At 43.6% G+C, this 17,310-nt stretch carries 14 protein-coding genes and 2 pseudogenes; 9 read left to right on the forward strand and 7 right to left on the reverse strand.

Annotated elements, in window-relative coordinates; translation table 11 throughout:
- Positions 1 to 36: 36 nt before the first annotated feature.
- Positions 37 to 2,475 (reverse strand): integrin alpha, encoded by a 2,439-nt coding sequence (locus PUQ00_RS27990; protein WP_300422729.1) that lies wholly within the window; start codon positions 2,473 to 2,475, stop codon positions 37 to 39.
- Between the two features lie 1,281 nt (positions 2,476 to 3,756).
- On the opposite strand from PUQ00_RS27990, the gene PUQ00_RS27995 reads away from it, so the two are divergent.
- Positions 3,757 to 3,942: a DUF2949 domain-containing protein gene (locus PUQ00_RS27995; protein ID WP_300422730.1), complete on the forward strand. Its 186-nt coding sequence runs from the start codon at positions 3,757 to 3,759 to the stop codon at positions 3,940 to 3,942.
- 91 nt (positions 3,943 to 4,033) lie between these two features.
- Positions 4,034 to 5,908: an ATP-dependent zinc metalloprotease FtsH4 gene (gene ftsH4 / locus PUQ00_RS28000; protein WP_300422732.1), complete on the forward strand. Its 1,875-nt coding sequence runs from the start codon at positions 4,034 to 4,036 to the stop codon at positions 5,906 to 5,908.
- An 85-nt stretch (positions 5,909 to 5,993) separates the two neighbouring features.
- On the opposite strand, the gene moeB is transcribed toward ftsH4, so the two are convergent.
- Together moeB and PUQ00_RS28010 are read right to left on the reverse strand one after the other, a co-directional pair.
- The gene (moeB, locus tag PUQ00_RS28005; protein ID WP_300422734.1) at positions 5,994 to 7,166 is read right to left on the reverse strand and encodes a molybdopterin-synthase adenylyltransferase MoeB; all 1,173 of its coding nucleotides are present in this window, start codon (positions 7,164 to 7,166) and stop codon (positions 5,994 to 5,996) included.
- Between the two features lie 147 nt (positions 7,167 to 7,313).
- Entirely contained in the window at positions 7,314 to 7,781 is a 468-nt protein-coding gene (locus PUQ00_RS28010; RefSeq protein WP_300422735.1) for a M67 family metallopeptidase, read from the reverse strand.
- Between the two features lie 155 nt (positions 7,782 to 7,936).
- On the opposite strand from PUQ00_RS28010, the gene PUQ00_RS28015 reads away from it, so the two are divergent.
- The 4 genes and pseudogenes from PUQ00_RS28015 to PUQ00_RS28030 all read left to right on the forward strand — a co-directional run bounded on the left by PUQ00_RS28015 (position 7,937) and on the right by PUQ00_RS28030 (position 11,731).
- Positions 7,937 to 8,164 carry a hypothetical protein gene (locus PUQ00_RS28015; protein WP_300422737.1) on the forward strand — a complete coding sequence of 76 codons (228 nt, stop codon included), beginning with the start codon at positions 7,937 to 7,939 and terminating at the stop codon, positions 8,162 to 8,164.
- 6 nt (positions 8,165 to 8,170) lie between these two features.
- Positions 8,171 to 8,224, forward strand: a pseudogene (locus PUQ00_RS32955) (hypothetical protein); the annotation flags it as partial.
- Positions 8,210 to 8,707: a hypothetical protein gene (locus PUQ00_RS28025; protein ID WP_335029736.1), complete on the forward strand. Its 498-nt coding sequence runs from the start codon at positions 8,210 to 8,212 to the stop codon at positions 8,705 to 8,707. The pseudogene PUQ00_RS32955 and the gene PUQ00_RS28025, both read left to right, overlap by 15 nt.
- Before the next feature lie 930 nt (positions 8,708 to 9,637).
- Positions 9,638 to 11,731 carry a calcium-binding protein gene (locus PUQ00_RS28030; protein WP_300422739.1) on the forward strand — a complete coding sequence of 698 codons (2,094 nt, stop codon included), beginning with the start codon at positions 9,638 to 9,640 and terminating at the stop codon, positions 11,729 to 11,731.
- A 166-nt stretch (positions 11,732 to 11,897) separates the two neighbouring features.
- On the opposite strand, the gene PUQ00_RS28035 is transcribed toward PUQ00_RS28030, so the two are convergent.
- Positions 11,898 to 12,230, reverse strand: coding sequence for an AAA-like domain-containing protein (locus PUQ00_RS28035; RefSeq protein ID WP_300422741.1), 333 nt, complete (start codon positions 12,228 to 12,230; stop codon positions 11,898 to 11,900).
- A gap of 13 nt (positions 12,231 to 12,243) precedes the next feature.
- Here PUQ00_RS28035 and PUQ00_RS28040 point away from each other — a divergent pair.
- From PUQ00_RS28040 to PUQ00_RS28050, 3 genes and pseudogenes are all read left to right on the forward strand, one after another.
- A pseudogene (locus tag PUQ00_RS28040) lies at positions 12,244 to 12,564 on the forward strand (molecular chaperone TorD); the annotation flags it as partial.
- A 511-nt stretch (positions 12,565 to 13,075) separates the two neighbouring features.
- On the forward strand, positions 13,076 to 13,792 hold the full coding sequence (locus tag PUQ00_RS28045) for a pirin family protein (protein ID WP_300422743.1): 717 nt from the start codon (positions 13,076 to 13,078) through the stop codon (positions 13,790 to 13,792).
- 324 nt (positions 13,793 to 14,116) lie between these two features.
- A complete protein-coding gene (locus tag PUQ00_RS28050; RefSeq protein WP_300422745.1) occupies positions 14,117 to 14,746 on the forward strand; it encodes a Uma2 family endonuclease in 630 nt (209 codons plus the stop codon).
- A gap of 137 nt (positions 14,747 to 14,883) precedes the next feature.
- Here the strand turns inward: PUQ00_RS28050 and PUQ00_RS28055 are convergent, their stop codons facing one another.
- The 3 genes from PUQ00_RS28055 to PUQ00_RS28070 form a co-directional block, all read right to left on the reverse strand.
- Positions 14,884 to 15,798 (reverse strand): glycine betaine ABC transporter substrate-binding protein, encoded by a 915-nt coding sequence (locus PUQ00_RS28055; protein ID WP_300422746.1) that lies wholly within the window; start codon positions 15,796 to 15,798, stop codon positions 14,884 to 14,886.
- Entirely contained in the window at positions 15,798 to 16,430 is a 633-nt protein-coding gene (locus tag PUQ00_RS28060; RefSeq protein WP_300422748.1) for an ABC transporter permease, read from the reverse strand. Before PUQ00_RS28060 ends, PUQ00_RS28055 begins: the two co-directional genes overlap by 1 nt.
- 352 nt (positions 16,431 to 16,782) lie before the next feature.
- Positions 16,783 to 17,178, reverse strand: coding sequence for a hypothetical protein (locus tag PUQ00_RS28070; protein WP_300422749.1), 396 nt, complete (start codon positions 17,176 to 17,178; stop codon positions 16,783 to 16,785).
- Positions 17,179 to 17,310 lie beyond the last annotated feature (132 nt).

Below are 17,310 nucleotides of genomic sequence, written 5' to 3' on the forward strand. Positions count from 1 at the left end.
TTTGACTTTGCCACTCTTCAGATGTACGGAGCTTGTTCAAAACTCAAATAGGATTCCTATATCACCAATGCCGTTAATCAAAAAGCCATTAGTGCCATCCAAAGAAGAGAGGTCTAAGGTGCCGCCACTGCCCAGATTCGTCCCCCCAAACACCACATAACTTTTCCCAACACCATAAAAACCGTCGGGGGAGCCATTTTGTGGTGCTCCAATAATCAGGTCGTCGATGCCATCGTTGTTTATGTCCCCCGCATTACTAACTGAGTAGCCTGATTTGTCATCTGCTGCAATGCCGTTAATAATAAAGCCATTCGTGCCATTCAAGGAGGACAGGTTGAAGAAAGGAACGGCGCCTGCGCCACCGACAAGGGTATCATTGCCTGTACCACCCCGCAGTAAGTCATTGCCACTCTTGCCGTCAATCATGTCGTCACCTCCTTGACCATTAATAATATCAGCGGAGTTGTTAAAACCCGTGATGTTATTGTTGAGTTCATTGAGGAAAGTCACCGTGTTCTTATTGAAGATACTAGTTTGAGTGGAGTTAGTATCGAAGACATCAAAATTATCGGTAATGTTGGTTTGCCCATCAAACAGGATATTGCCAAGTGCAGGTTGTGAACCTCTTGCTGCGAGGTTATCCAGGTTTTCTAGTTTGAAGTTTTGCAGAATGACTTTGGTAAAACCCACATTTTCAAAAGTGACTTCTAAATTGTTATCATTTTGAGTTAATTGTAAATTTTCGGCAGTCAAACCACTACCTGTAAATTGCAAAGTGTCCAAGGAGGCAATCACTGCCGCCGATGGGTTTGTGCCTTTACCAATGCCGCCAAAATCGGTGATGGTGTCATCGCCATCACCAAGGCGGATAATAAATTTATCTTGACCGCCGTTGCCTGTTAGGGTATCATTACCGGTTAACCCATCAATGATGTTGTTGCTAGGCGTGCCAAATAAGTTATCTGCATCGCGAGTTCCAGTCAGACTAGGAGGGGTGCTGCCACTCCCAATATTCGTCCCCCCAAACACCACATAGCTTTGCCCAGCATCATACTTGCCGTTGCGATCGCCATTAGGTGCCCCAATAATCAAGTCGCCAATGCCATCGTTGTTGATGTCCCCTGCGTTGCTGACTGAGTAGCCTAAGTAGTCACCTGCTGCAATCGCGTTAATGAAAAAGCCATTAGTGCCATTCAGAGAAGAGAGGTCGAGGATGCCGCCACTGCCCAGATTCTTCCTCCCAAACACCACATAGCTTTTCCCAATAGTAGAGTCGCCATTCGCTTCAGCGCGTCGTGCCCCAATAATCAGGTCGTCAATGCCATCGTTGTTGATGTCCCCCGCCTTACTGACTGAGAAGCCTGAGTAGTCAGAGATAGCAAAGCCGTTAATTAAAAAGCCATTAGTGCCATTCAAAGAAGAGAGGTTGAGGGTGCCGCCACTGCCCAGATTCGTTCTCCCAAACACCACATAGCTTTGCCCAGCATTAGAGATGCGATTGGGGGAGGCATATGGTGCCCCAATAATCAGGTCGTCAATGCCATCACCGTTGATGTCCCCCGCATTGCTGACTGACGAGCCTGAGTAGTCAGATGCCGCAATGCCGTTAATTATAAAGCCATTAGTGCCATTCAAAGAAGAGAGGTTGAGGGTGCCGCCACTGCCCAGATTCGTTCTCCCAAACACCACATAGCTTTGCCCAGCATTAGAGATGCGATTGGGGGAGGCATATGGTGCCCCAATAATCAGGTCGTCAATGCCATCACCGTTGATGTCCCCCGCATTGCTGACTAAGAACCTTGGTGCAATGCCGTTAATTATAAAGCCATTAGTGCCATTCAAAGAAGAGAGGTCGAAAGTGCCGCCACTACCCAGATTCTTTCCCCCAAACACTACATAGCTAGAGGCATATGGTGTCCCAATAATCAGGTCGTCAATGCCATCACCGTTGACGTCCCCCGCATTGCTGACTGAGGAGCTTGCTGTAATACCGTTAATTAAAAAGCCATTAGTGCCATTCAAAGAAGAGAGGTCGAAAGTGCCGCCACTGCCCAAATTCGTTCCCCCAAACACTACATAGCTCTCAAAGCTATATTCTGCCCCAATAATCAGGTCATTAATGCCATCACCGTTGATGTCCCCCGCATTGCTGACTGAGGAGCCTAATTCCTCATTCTCAGCAATGCCGTTAATTAAAAAGCCGTTAGTGCCATTCAAAGAAGAGAGGTTGAAGGTGCCGCCACTGCCCAGATTCGTTCCCCCAAACACCACATAGCTTTGCCCTACATAAAATTTGCCGTTGAGGTCGGCATCAGGTGCCCCAATAATCAGGTCGTCAATGCCATCGTTGTTGATGTCCCCTGCATTGCTGACTGAGTAGCCTGAGTTGTCATCATCAGCAATGCCGTTGATGGCGAAGCCATTAGTGCCATTCAGATCAGAGAGATTACCAAGATTGAATGATGAATTAGCCATGATTTTCTCCTGTGTTTATTTATTGTTAGTCAGGGAGTCGGCGTTAAGGTTCAAAACTTGAAGTTTTGGGTTCCAAGTAGGGGCATACATCTGTGCATACGTGTCAACTTAACGTGAAAGCCTTTTAAAACCTCGTTTCCAGCCTCTGGCTGGAAATGCACCTCATCGCGGCTCTGTCACAAGTTTTGAGGCGGAGCCTCTTACAATGCATTAAGAGTCAGAGACTGGGAACGAGATAATCTCTAAATGCTGCTTCTAGACTAACTTTCACGTTAAGTTGACACGTATGCGGAAAAGCCCGCCCCGAAATACAAGGGATGGGCATCTTGCCCATCCCACAAAACTAGCAAAATTATCCCGCTTTCTCTGCAACGCCAGAAATTCAATTACGAATTATGGTCAAAGGATTTGACTTTAAAATCTTTAAATTGTTTTCATATCTTTTAAAACACTTAGATACTCCTATGAATATATAAGCAGTGTCAATAGGCTAAGTGAAATTATGATAAAGTCAAAATTAACTTTATGACGTGCCAAGTAAATTTTTTGCGTCACCGATAGCGTCGCGTTAGCGACGCAGGAGCGTCACAGCCCGCACTTCTCTACGAGACGCTGCGCGAACGACAAAGCTACTTCGACACTTCGACAGCTCAGTGCATCGCTGCGCTCAGTACAAGTCAGTGACCGTCGTAGACATTGCTCTCTCCAGATCGTGTATGCATCTATCTAATTATATAAATTATTGGTGAAAAATGAATATAACACGGAGAGATGGAAGAGGACACAGGGACTTTTATTTGCGTCTCACAATCTGTGCGTCTTCTTTGACAGCGTTCTCTCCACTAAAGTTCTCTAATTTCCAGTGGTGTTAATTCTTTGAGTACGGTAAACCGTATTTGCTAGTTAGTTCTCAAAGATTAATTTAATTGTTAAGTTTAGTTACATAAATTAAAAAAGGCTGGAAACATTGCTAAATCGAAGAAATTATCAGAAGTGATAGTATCCTTGACGATCAAGACAAACTCAACAACTTTGCGTAGGTGTAGCTCGCACTTCTCTACGAGACGCTCCGCATAGCTTGCTTCTCCGTAGGGGTACGGCAAGCTCAGTGACCATTGTAAACATTGCCTGCGGTGGGCGGATACCCCATCGCACCTCGTGATGTAGGTTATATGATGTCCGTCTAATTGCCCATCAGCAAAGCAATCTACCCCCAATCCTTGCCCGCAAGCTCTTAAGGAAGTCAAAAATAAGACTTAATTAACATTGTTTAATATTGCTATGAAAGCTATAGATCAATTGGTGCATTTTTTAGAGGAAGAGTTAGGTATTTCTGGCGGAGCAATTTCTCTCGCCTTACGGCATTGTGAGCAGACCCCCAACTTCCTGGCCATGACCCTCTGGCAGTATGGGCTGGTAACGCTCGATCAGTTAGCCCAAATTTTTGATTGGTTAGAAACAGCATAAGCTGCTGCTTCAACTATTTGGATGCTTAATAGCGGACTTTCCCAGAAAGTCATATTCTCAACAGTTTTCATTCTAAGGATTGGTAACATCTATGGCAATTAAAGAACAGCCTAAGTCACCTCGGTTTCGGATCATTGCAAATATATTGCTGGCAGTATCAGGGTTATTCCTGCTCTTAAATTTATTTTTGCCTGGTTTATTTGCTTCTGGGCCTGCGGGTGTTCCCTATAGTCTATTTATTCATCAAGTACAAGAAGGGGAAGTCAGCCGCGTTTCTGTTGGTCAAAACCAAATCACATACCAACTAAAAACAGAAAATGCCGAGCCGGGACAGGTGTTTGCAACTACACCAATCTTTGATTTAGAGTTACCCAAACTGCTAGAACAAAAGGGAGTTGAATTCGCTGCTACACCTCCACCGAAGAATACTTGGTTTACAACCCTCTTGAGTTGGGTGATTCCACCACTGATTTTCATTGGCATTTGGCAGTTCTTTGTCGCCCGTGGTGGCGGTGGTGGTGGCCCCCAAGGTGTTCTCTCCATTGGTAAGAGCAAAGCTAAGGTTTACGTTGAAGGCGAATCAGCTAAGATTACCTTCGCAGATGTGGCTGGGGTAGAAGAAGCGAAAACTGAGTTAGTGGAAATTGTAGATTTCCTCAAGACTCCGGCACGGTTTACGCAAATTGGCGCTAGGATTCCCAAAGGTGTGTTGTTAGTTGGCCCTCCAGGTACTGGTAAAACACTTTTAGCCAAAGCCGTAGCTGGGGAAGCAGGAGTTCCATTCTTCAGTATCTCTGGTTCAGAGTTTGTGGAACTGTTTGTCGGTGTGGGTTCTTCCAGAGTCCGGGATTTATTTGAACAGGCAAAGAAACAGGCTCCCTGTATTGTATTCATTGATGAGTTGGATGCGATCGGTAAGTCTCGTAGCAGTAACGGCTTCTACGGTGGTAACGATGAACGAGAACAGACCCTCAACCAGTTATTAACAGAGATGGATGGGTTTGCAGCTGGGGATGCAACGGTAATTGTGCTAGCAGCTACCAACCGCCCGGAAGTACTAGACCCGGCATTGCTGCGTCCAGGCCGCTTTGACCGCCAAGTGTTGGTAGACCGTCCCGATTTATCTGATCGTGAAGCAATTCTCAAGATTCACGCTCAAAAGGTAAAATTAGGAGATGATGTAAATTTAAAAGCGATCGCTACTCGTACCCCTGGTTTTGCTGGCGCAGATTTGGCAAATTTGGTGAATGAAGCGGCATTATTGGCAGCTCGCAATCTCCGTCAAAGTGTTGCTCAAGAAGACTTTGCTGAAGCAATTGAGCGGGTAGTCGCCGGTTTAGAGAAAAAGAGTCGGGTGATGAACGAGACTGAGAAAAAAATTGTTGCATACCATGAAGTTGGTCACGCAATGATCGGGGCGCTAACAACCGGAAACGGTCGTGTAGAAAAGATTTCGATTATTCCCCGTGGGATGGCAGCTTTGGGCTACACTCTGCAATTACCAACTGAAGACCGCTTTTTGCTGAATGAAGATGAACTGCGGGGCCAGATTGCGACTCTGTTAGGTGGACGTTCTGCTGAAGAGATTGTATTTAACAGTATTACAACAGGTGCTTCCAACGATTTGCAACGAGCAACTGACTTGGCAGAACGGATGGTAACAGCTTATGGTATGAGCAAAGTTTTAGGGCCATTGGCTTACCAACAAGGACAACAAGCAATGTTCTTGGGTAATGGTGCTACTAATCCCCGGCGGGCAGTGAGTGAAGACACATCAAAAGCGATTGATAACGAAGTCAAGGAAATCGTGGAAACAGCCCACGAACAAGCCCTAGAGATTCTCAGACAGAATCGAGACTTGCTAGAAGCGATCGCTACTCAACTGTTAGAAACAGAGGTGATTGAAGGCGAAAAACTACACAATTTGTTGAGTCAGGTTAAACCTGTAGCTAAGACTAATTCGTAATTCAGAAAGTCAGGTTTTAAATGCAGAGGTACGCAGAGAATAACTTTGCGTACCTCTGCGTTTTCCTCAGCTACCTAAAGCCTTTTTAATACTCTGGAACTGACGGATCGATTTCTCGACTCCAAGCGGTAATTCCGCCTTTGACATTCGTCCCAACAATCCCAGCTTCCTTGAGGATGGCGAGGGCTTTTGCCGATCGCCCGCCCATCTTACAATGAGCAATTAAACGATGACCGTTCAATATTTCCTTCACCTTAGCAACGCCATTGCCATTTTCAATGTCTGGTAAGGGCACCAACACTGAACCAGGAATCTTGGCAATGTCGTACTCATTAGGGTTGCGGACATCCAGTAGTACAAAATCCTTCGCACCACTATCCAGCAATTCCTTCAAATCCTTGACGGTCATTTCTTGACTTTCCATCTGCTGTTTTGCCTCCTCTGCCTTAGCTTGTGGAATCCCGCAGAATTGTTCATAGTCTATCAGTTTTTCAATTATTGGGCGAATCGGGTTAGGACGCAGCTTCAACTCCCGGAATTTCATTTCTAAGGCGTTGTATAGTAGCAATCGTCCACTTAGAGTGTTACCTTGTCCTAGAACGATTTTAACAGTTTCAGTCGCTTGGATTAAACCAATAATTCCTGGCAAAATTCCCAATACCCCACCTTCTGCACAAGAGGGAACCATTCCTGGTGGTGGTGGTTCTGGGAAAAGGTCACGATAATTCGGCCCACCTTCGTAGTTAAATACAGTAGCTTGCCCTTCAAAGCGTAAAATTGAACCGTAGACGTTGGGCTTATTTAGCAATACGCAGGCATCGTTAACTAGATATCTGGTGGGGAAGTTATCAGTACCATCCACCACGATATCATAAGGTTGGAGAATTTCCAGGGCGTTTTCAGAACTCAGGCGAGTTTCGTATAAATCAACCTGACAATAGGGGTTAATCTCGTGAATGCGGGTTTTTGCCGATTCAATCTTGGGTTTACCCACCCAGGATGTACCGTGGATTACTTGGCGTTGCAGATTGGAAGTATCGACAACATCGAAATCGACAATCCCGATGCGTCCAATACCCGCCGCCGCCAAATATAAAAGTAGTGGTGAACCTAGTCCACCTGTACCGATACACAGTACACTGGCGGCTTTCAGGCGCTTCTGTCCTTCTAGTCCTACTTCCGGCAAAATCAAATGTCGGGAGTAGCGTTCGTAATCGTCTTTGGTCAACTGGATTTCATCCAGATTGGGGTTGAGCATAGCAGTTATGATGTGGGAAAGCGGAATATTAATCCTATCGAAAAACTGTATCTCTTATACAGATAGGGAGTAGGGAGTGGGGAAGACGAATTTTCATCCGTGCTGGCGGCGAAAACCGCTATGAGTGACTGTTTTTAAACTAAGCAATTAAATTATATTTTCAATTGCCTCTGCTTGGAACTGATGAGTATCATCAAGGCTCCAGCTTCGGAGTTCTCCAGCTTTGCCCTTTTGGACGGAAACTATTATATACGAGTATCCCTGCCAAGCGTATAGGCGATCGCATTCTGAAGGGATAGCAGGATGATCTGGGTGGGAGTGAAAAATGCCGATAATGTTCAGTGAGCCAGCCTCGCTAACGCGTGCTTCCTTTTGTGTTTTTAACATAATTTCCGGTGCGATCGCATATTGCCGTCTTTTACTTTCTGTTGTGCGTTCCCCTGGAAACTCAGCAGCCGCTTCTGTATTCCAGACATTTTCTGTTGGCATGACTTCTACCACAGTTTTACTTTCATCAGCCAGATAGCCCAAAATTATACCGCAGCACTCGTCTGGGTAAATGCTTTCGGCATAGGTGCGGATGGTTTGCAAGTGTTCTTGGCTAAGTCGGATCATCTCTGCGTTTGGAATTCTAGTAATCTATAACGATTCTGGCTTAGATATAAGATATTGGCAGGCGATCGCTTGCTCTTGCTCATACTAGTATAAATGTAGTCCAACCCAGGACAACTTAAAGTTACTGAAAAAATCGATTTAGGTAGGTAAAAGTTATGGCAAATATCATTGGAACCAACAGTAATGATACTCTAGCTCTAGTGAGCAGCAACGAGGCGGACAATAATACCCTCAACGGTGGTGCAGGGAACGATACCTTGAGTGCTAGTGGTTCAAAAGGCGATAACCTGCTCTCTGGGGGCGATGGCAATGATTCTCTTGACATCTCTGGCTATCAGTATGCAGGTAGCGGCGAGTACTCCTTCTCCTCCAGCAACTCTTGATCGTTTGGCAATAACACCCTCAACGGTGGCGCTGGTGACGATACCTTGGCTGCTGGCGGTTCAATAGGCAATAACCTGCTCTCTGGGGGCGATGGCAATGATACGATTATTGGCGGTGCAGGTAATGATAGCTTGAGTGCTAGCTATTCAGGTAATAACCTACTCTCTGGGGATGATGGCAATGATATCCTCACAGGTGGCGAGGGTAATGATAGTCTCTATGGAGGAACTGGTACTGATACCTTTGTTTTCAATAGTTACTATGAAAGTGTTGATAGTATTTATGACTTCAACGCCACCAATGAACTAATTCAGGTATCGGCTGCTAGTTTTAATGGCGGTTTATCAATAGGTTCACTCTTAGCTAATCAGTTTACGATCGCGACATCTGCAACGACGATCGCTCAAGGATTTATTTATGACAATACTACAGGTGCATTGTATTTTGACCAAGATGGCAGTGCAGCTGCATTTGCTCAGGTAAAATTTGTACAATTCTCTGGTAGTGTGACACTAACCGAAAAGAATTTTGTGGTTGTTTAATCGTAAGTAAGTGGGTCAAATTAAATATAAAACCTCAGTCTGCCTCCGGCTTGCCTCTCCTTACTAAGGGACTTCCAAACAAAAAAATATCCCATCGCTTTGAGGGCAGGGGGTAGGGGGAGAGAAAGTCGTTTTGATGGGCGTAAAATTGGATAATTTATTTCTTGGAAATCCCTAAGGAGAGAGATAGAGGGTGAGGTTTGATCTTATATTTAATTACGCCTACCTACTTACAGCTGTTTTCAGGTAAATAGAACACCCCGTAGGGGCACAGAAAAGCTCATTGGTGTCAACTTAAGCCAAAACCCTTTTAAAACATCGTTTCCAGCCAGAGGCTGGAAATGTTGCTCATTGCAGCTCTGCCGGTCTTTCTTGAGGCGGCAGCCCCCGCATAGGCATTCCCACTCAGAGACTTCTTTTCGAGACAATCTCTAAAAGCTGGTTCTAGACTAACTTTCACGTTAAGTTGACACGGATGAGCATTGCTATGCCCCTACGATAGATGTGGTTCAAATACATGAAAACTACTGTAACTGCCAAAAATCTCCTGTTGAACCAGAATGGCAACAATGCTTATTTGGATCTTCATTACAAGCTTATGATGCCAAATTACCTTTACAAAAGCGATGAAATCCAAAATATCCAAGAAAAATGAACATTATTTACTAAGATTTTAGGGGTTTGGCACTGATTTGGGTTTTTGACCTTTATTTTTAAGCCTAGTTTTGATATTTAATTAATAATTTTGCATAAGAAGTACTGAAGAACCTGATATTTAAATAGCTGCTAGTTGCAAGCAGCTTGCAAGCTGGTTAACTGAGAAGATTTTCGAGAGAAATTACTGTCCCTCAAAGGTGACATAAAAGTAAAAGTATGCCGAAAGCGTCAACTCTTGGCAAGTTCTTATGCTCTAATTAGAAGATAAAATTTATGACAAATATCATTGGAAGCAACGGTAATGACACGCTAGTAGGCAGCAACTTACCGGACACGATTAACGGTAAAGCAGGTAACGATACCATCACAGCAAACAAGGGTGACGACACCTTGATTGGTGGTGGCGGTAAAGATACATTTATTTACAATTTGGGCGACGGCACTGATACGATCACCGATTTCGGTGGCATTGGTAAAGGGATAAACCCCACACCAGCAGTCATTGCTGAAGTGGATACCATCAAATTCCTTGGTGCTGGTTTCACTCCCCAAAATCTGCTGCTTACCCAGAATGGGAGCAATCTGGAAATCACCTTTGAAGGGGTAGGTGGTGCAAAAGTCATCTTGCAAAACTTCAAATTAGAAAATTTGGAGAATCTGAAAGCTTCTTCAACAATACCAGCGATCGCTAATATCCTGTTTAATGGGCAAACTAGTATCACGGACAATTTTAATGTCCTTGATGCCAACTCCACTGATACTAGTTTGGGCATTAAGAACACGGTAACTTTTCTCAATGACCTTGACAACAACATTACGGGTTTAGACGACTCAAATGATGTCATCAATGGTCAGGGAGGTAATGACAAAATCGATGGCTTGAGTGGCAACGACTTGCTACGGGGTGGTGCGGGGAATGATACTCTCATTGGTGGTGCGGGGAATGACATCCTCGACGGTGGTACTGGTAACGACTACCTGCGGGATGATGCGGGGAATAATACTCTCATTGGTGGCGCTGGGAAGGATAGCTTGAATGTTGACTCTTCACCAGGCAATAACCTGCTTTTAGGTGGCGATGGCAATGATTCTCTCTCGGCTTTAGGTGACTACAACGGCAATGTGGTGACTGGTAATAACACCCTCAACGGTGGTGCTGGTAACGATAGCTTAAGTGCTGACGGTTCACCAGGCGATAACCTATTGGATGGTGGCAATGGCAATGATTATCTCTCCGTCGCTGGTGGCTACTACGATCCTGATGTATCTGGTAATAACACCCTCAACGGTGGTGCTGGTAACGATACCTTGAGTGCTTACTTTTCAAAAAACGATAACTTACTAGATGGTGGCGATGGCAATGACTCTCTCTCCGTCAATCTTGCCAATGGTAATAACACCCTCAACGGTGGCGCTAATGACGATTACTTGAGTGCTAACATTTCAACAGGCAATAATCTGCTCTCTGGAGGCGATGGCAATGATTCTATCTTTGCCTCTGATTTCGAGGGCTACAGGTTTGATAACTGCTCAGGTAATAACACCCTCAACGGTGATACTGGTAACGATTACTTGAATGTTGACTATTCACGAGGCGCTAATCTGCTCTCTGGAGGCGATGGCAATGATTCTCTCTCCGGCTCTAGCTACGGCTACGGCTACGGAGGATCTTTTTATAAAACCACTGGCAATAACACCCTTAACGGTGGCGCTGGTGACGATAACTTGAATGTTGACTATTCATCAGGCGATAATCTGCTCTCTGGAGATAATGGCAATGATTATCTCTCTGCCTCTGGCTACAAGTACGACGTGAACGGCGACGACGGCCAAGGAGTTTATCGCAGGGACTCAGGCAATAACACCCTCAACGGTGGTGCTGGTAATGATAACTTGATTGTTGATTATTCAATAGGCAAGAACCTACTCTCTGGGGATGATGGCAATGATACTCTCTCCGCCTATGGCGCATTAGGCAATAACACCCTTTATGGTGGCAATGGCAATGATATCCTCACAGGTGGTTTTGGTAATGACATCCTCTATGGAAATAATGGTACTGATACTTTTGCTTTCAATAGTTACAATGAAGGCATTGACACTATTTATGACTTCGACGCGACTAATGAATTGATTCAGGTATCGGCTGCTGGTTTTGGTGGCGGGTTATCAATAGGTTCACTCTCAGCTAGCCAGTTTACCCTCGGAACATCTGCAACGACAAGCAATCAACGATTTATCTATAACAATATTACAGGTGGACTGTATTTTGACCTTGATGGCAGTGCAGGTGCATTTACTCAGGTAAAATTTGCACAACTATCTGGTGGTGTGACACTAACCGAAAACAACTTTGTGGTTATTTAATCCTTATTAGCGTCTTTGCGTGGTTTTCGTATACAAAAGGTAATCCAGTGCCGAAATGTTCAAGTTCTTATAGCAAATTATGGAAAATTTATTTTTGCGTGACTTTTGACTTTTGACTTCCCCGTTCGCGTAGCGTCTCCAAGAGTTGGGGCTGACGGATGGGTACTTACAACACTCTGCGGAAATACTCACGGTACAAATTGCATCTAGGCATTACCTGATTTTCCTGTTGGTGCACTAATCCCATACTGTGCAACTTATAAATCTGCATTGAATCTAATTCCACTGGCTCAAGTGAAGTGACCACCTTTTTTAACGCTTGTTTTAAACCTTGAGCCTCTTCCGAGTGCAGCATCTCTAAGTACCACCGCAGATGGTTGCTATAAATTCCTGCTTCTGTCGGAGCATCTTGTAATAGCTGCTTTAGCGTTACCTTTGTAGTGTAAACTTCGTACATTGCTAACCGCAGCAGATAAGGATGTCCTCCCACTATATTCATTAATTCCTTTAAATGGACAGGTGGCCAACCGTTTCTCACGGAAAAGCTGTGTCAGTTTATAGTTTTGGAGTCAACTGCTCAAAGATTTTCATCGGTTGAGCAAGTAGTAAGGTCGCACATTGTTGAGAATTGGGAATCTCAAAATGAACCTGAGCATTTGAGAACGATTCGCGATCGCATCTTGTACAGAAATGAAAAACGTACAGGTAGATTATTAGAGTTATACCAGCAAATTTTAAGTCAAGGCGAAATTCCTGCTGATGGTACTGCTGAACAAATTGAATTAAGATTGTCGGGGTTAGTAGTCGAGCAACAAGGCAAGCTCAAGGTTTACGCATTGACAGAAAATACTAAATATGTTTGGTAGGAAAACCGATCTGTCGTAGGGGGAAAGCGCAATGCTTATTCATGTCAACTTAAGCCAAAACCTCGTTTCCAGCCTCTGGCTGGAAATGCTGCTCATTGCGGCTCTGCCGCAAGTCTTGAGGCGGCAGCCCTCTCGGAATGCAATAAGAGTCGGAAACTGGGAACGAGACAATCTGTAAAAGCTTGTTTTAGACTGGCCTTTATCTGAAGTTGATACTCATCAGCAATGCGCCTTACCCCGACAGTGCGGATCTGTTTACCATGAAAGTAATGATTAATCAAAGCTTGAAATGATGAATCTTTATTGTTCAATGATTTAAATAAAAATTTCACAGTATATTTTTGGTAAGTACGCCACTTTTAAGTGCGTACTTTTCATTTTATATGTGTATGTTTTATTATTTAAATAGTTCAAAAGTAATTCGCAATTAAATACTTAATTTTTTGACACTCAAAACTAATTAACAGCGAGGTTAACTATGTCTCAAAATACAATTAGCCATCTAATTCACGATCGCAATGCACGCGGTCACGCTCAAACAGGCTGGCTGGATAGTTATCACACATTTTCATTCGGTAGTTTTTACGATCCCAACCGCATGGGATTTCGCTCTCTGCGAGTGATCAACGACGATCGCATCGCCCCTGGTGCTGGATTTCCTACGCACAGTCATCGCGATATGGAAATCCTCACCTATGTTTTAGAAGGTGCTGTAGAGCATAAAGACAGCTTAGGTACGGGGTCGGTGATTCGCCCTGGTGATGCCCAAATCATGAGTGCTGGAACTGGGATCAGCCACAGCGAATTTAATCCCTCACCAACTGAACCACTACACTTGCTACAAATCTGGATTCTTCCTGATGAAAACGAGCTGACACCAAGGTATGAACAAAAAACTTTTCCTCTGGAAGAAAAGCAAGGCAAACTCCGCTTAATTGCTGCTAAAGATGGGCGCGATGGTGCTGTAATAATTCACCAAGATATTGATTTATACGTATCTGTTTTAGAGGATGGTGATGTTGTCAATTATCAAGTCAAACCTGATCGTTATGCCTGGTTACAAGTAGGGCGAGGTATAGTTAACTTGAATGGCGAGGAACTCAGAGCCGGTGATGGCGTGCAAATCAATGGCGAAGAACAGTTAGAAATTAGCACTAAAATCGGCGCAGAAATCTTGCTTTTTGATTTAGCTTAGAGCCAAGAGGGTTCAACATCCCCGCCTGTGTGGGCTAATACCAACAGGACTTACGCAAAATCATGAAAAAAACGAACCGCAAAGGAGAGGCAGCGCGGTCTTGGGGAGCCAGTGGTTCCCCTTTGCAAGGGGAGGGTTAGGGTGGGGTAAAATCTTGGTTAATCAGCTATTTCAGACTTGTGTGTACACCGTAGGCAAGCGAGGAGGGAGCTAAGATGTACCTCATGTGATTCTGAAACGTTATAAAAGCTTTGTAGGGGCACAACAATACTCATTGCTGTGCCCCTATTAAAAACTATTCGATAATTAGTAAAATAGCCGGATATGGATACCATAATTACACGAGAAAGAATCGAGTTGCCACCTGGCGCAGTGTTAAAACTTTTAGGAGATTGGCAAGACTATCAAGTATTGAGTCAGCAACTAAGCGATCGCTCCTTACCTCGCATTAAGTATCGGAGAGGAGAAATTTTACTGATGGCACCGCTACCAGAGCATGGAAGAGATGTGAGCTTGTTGGCAGATATTGCTAAGGTTTTGCTAGATCGTTTAGAGCAAAGATACGACTCATTTACGCCCATCACTATGAGCTTGCCAGAGATTAGTGGTATTGAACCAGACTATTGCTTTTACATTGAAAATTGGAGAGCAGTAGTCGGCAAAAAAAGAATTGATTGGCAGTCAGAACCACCACCAGATTTAGTAATTGAAATAGATGTGACAAGCTACACCGACATTAATGATTACTTACCTTATCGAGTGCCAGAAGTTTGGATGCTAAAAAGTAATCGGTTATTAATTTATAGATTCCAGGCAGAAACTTATGTGCTTACAGAAAGCAGCTACTTTCCTAATGTCAGAGAACTTGTGCAGCAATGTCTGCAAATTGCAAATGAGCAAACAACAAGTGAAGCAATTAGGTGGTTAAGGAACTTTTTGCGCGAACAACATTAGACAGGAAACTATATACTCTGACCTCTCTCTTAAAAGGAGAGAAACTTTGAATTTTACTCGCCAACGCGGGAAGGGACTGTTCTTGTTAGGTCTGTATTCGACTCAACACAGAAACACTATAGGCGATTGCATCTTCCCTATCCTGAAGATAAACCTAATCCCTTCGATTTCCGAAACTCTTGGACAACATCTTTAATATCACGTAATTCACCCTCGACTAAATAGTTTAGTTGTCGCATTTCATTTGCTGAAATCTTGCCGGTAAGTTGAGCGATCGCTTTCCTTAATTCGGGATATTTTTTTAAAGTTTCTTGTCGGACAATTGGCACAGGTTCGTAAGGAGGAAAATAGTGTTTATCATCCTTTAGTACAATTAAACCCAAGCGAGAAATCTGTCCGTCAGTGGAATTACCCGCTACCATATCCACCTGTTTTTGAATCAAAGCACGATATATTAAACCTAAGTCCATGATTTGCGGTGGTTTAGCAAAACGTAAATTGTAAGTTTTAGCTAATCCTGGAAAACCATCTTCCCGTTCTAAAAATTCGTAGCCGAAACCACCCCGCCATTGTGGTGTATATTGAGTAGCTTCGGAGAGAGTTTGAATGTTGTAACGTCTGGCATCTTCACCCCGGACAATCATCGCAAAAGTGTTTTCAAAACCCAAGCTTGGCATTACTTCCAAATTGAATTGCTGGGCATAAGCTTGTTTTAGCTTTTCATAAACTTCTTTAGGATCATTAACTGCTTTTTGCTTTAAGATTCCAGTAAAAGCTGTGCCTGTATACTCTATATATGCATCAATTTTACCAGCAGTAATAGCACTATGACAAACAAAAGAACCACCCAAACGCGGGCGACGATCCACTTTTAAATTAGTTGTTGCCTCGATTTGCTGTGCTAACAGTTCCCCTAAAATATCTTGTTCAGTAAAATCTTTGGAAGCAACAATAATATTCCCATTGCTGCTACTATTTAAATTTGGCGTGCAACTAGTGATTACCAGTAACAAGGCAAAAATTAAAGAGCAAAGTGTTAAAAATCTTTTCATTAATTTTTAATTTTTAATTTATTCTCTAACCAGCCAATTGCAAAATCAGCCAGTAATGCAATTACCGCCGCCGGAACTGCACCAGCTAAAATTAACTGATCATTCACTACTGATATCCCCCGAAAAATAAATACTCCCAAACCACCAGCACCAATTGCTGCTGCAATGGTTGCAATACCAATGGCAATTACTGTTGCTACTCGCACTCCTGCTAAAATTACTCCCATTGCCAAGGGAATCTCAACTTGTAATAATAATTGTCTATCTGTCATCCCCATGCCTCTCCCAGCTTCCCGAATGGCTGGATCTACGCTAGTAATACCTGTGTAAGTGTTACGAATTATTGGCAGTAAGGAGTATACAATTAGGGCAACAATTGCTGGTACTGCCCCAATTCCGCCAATTATGGGAACAGGAATAAGTAAGCCAAACAGCGCCAAACTAGGAATAGTTTGGAGAATGTTTGCTATGCCAAGAATTGGTTGACGGAGATAAGTTTTACGTGTAATTAAAATACCTAATGGAATGCCTACAAGTATGGCAATTCCAATGGCAATGCCTACCAAAAATAGATGTTCAAGAGTATGCTGAAGAATTTCTGGGGCATACTTAACGAGGAAGAAATTTTTCATAAAGTGTTTGGCACCGAACGCAGACATTGAAGAAAGGCAAGGCTTTCTGGGTGTTGCGATCGCATAAATTCATCTGTTGTCCCCAATACTACCAATTCTCCGCCACACATTAAACCAATTCTCGATGCTAAAATAAAAGCTTCTTGAATATCGTGGGTGAAATCTCGTTAAGAGCCTCTGCCTAGAAATGCAGATCCTGGTAGCTCTGCCGCAAGTTACGGAGGCGGAGCCTCAATGAGGGGCCTTCCCAGTCCCAGACTGGGAACGAGATAAGGAGATAATCTGCTAAAAGCTCTGGTTCTAGGCTGGTTTTAATCTTAAGTTGACACGTATGAGCCTTGCCACGCCACTACTATGCAGTTTTAGCATTCTCATCTAAGACTTGTTCTGCAACATTTTTCAAGCGGCTCGACCTGATTTTGCGAGCGCGATCGCTATTGCGAACACCACCCGCCATCTCATATTCGCGGCTATCTTTGCCGTACTTGATAGCAACCACCATCAGCATCTTCTCAGAAAGCTGACTCAAGTTTTTTTCCATCTCTTCAATTTCAGTTTTAGTAGAGTCAACCACAGACAGAGCCGTATTATAAACATCAATTTTGATACGCAACTGATCGGTTAACTCAATCAGTTTTTCCAAACTATAATCTTCATCATATTTGATGTTTGGAACAATTGATTTCAGTCCAGAGGATCTTAATTGAGCTTTTTCTAAAACGCGGGATGTACGTTTTTGACGAGCCATAAATTTATTCCTTTAAGATGCTTCTGCTAGCTTGCCTCAGTTAAACTGCATTTCGGTTCAGCAGAACTCACATTTTTTCTAATAGACTTATCCGGAAATGAGAACTTTATTTGGCTGAAACCTAGCTCTGGA

Source organism: Nostoc sp. S13 (genome assembly GCF_029379315.1).
In the GTDB taxonomy this organism is placed as follows: domain Bacteria; phylum Cyanobacteriota; class Cyanobacteriia; order Cyanobacteriales; family Nostocaceae; genus Nostoc.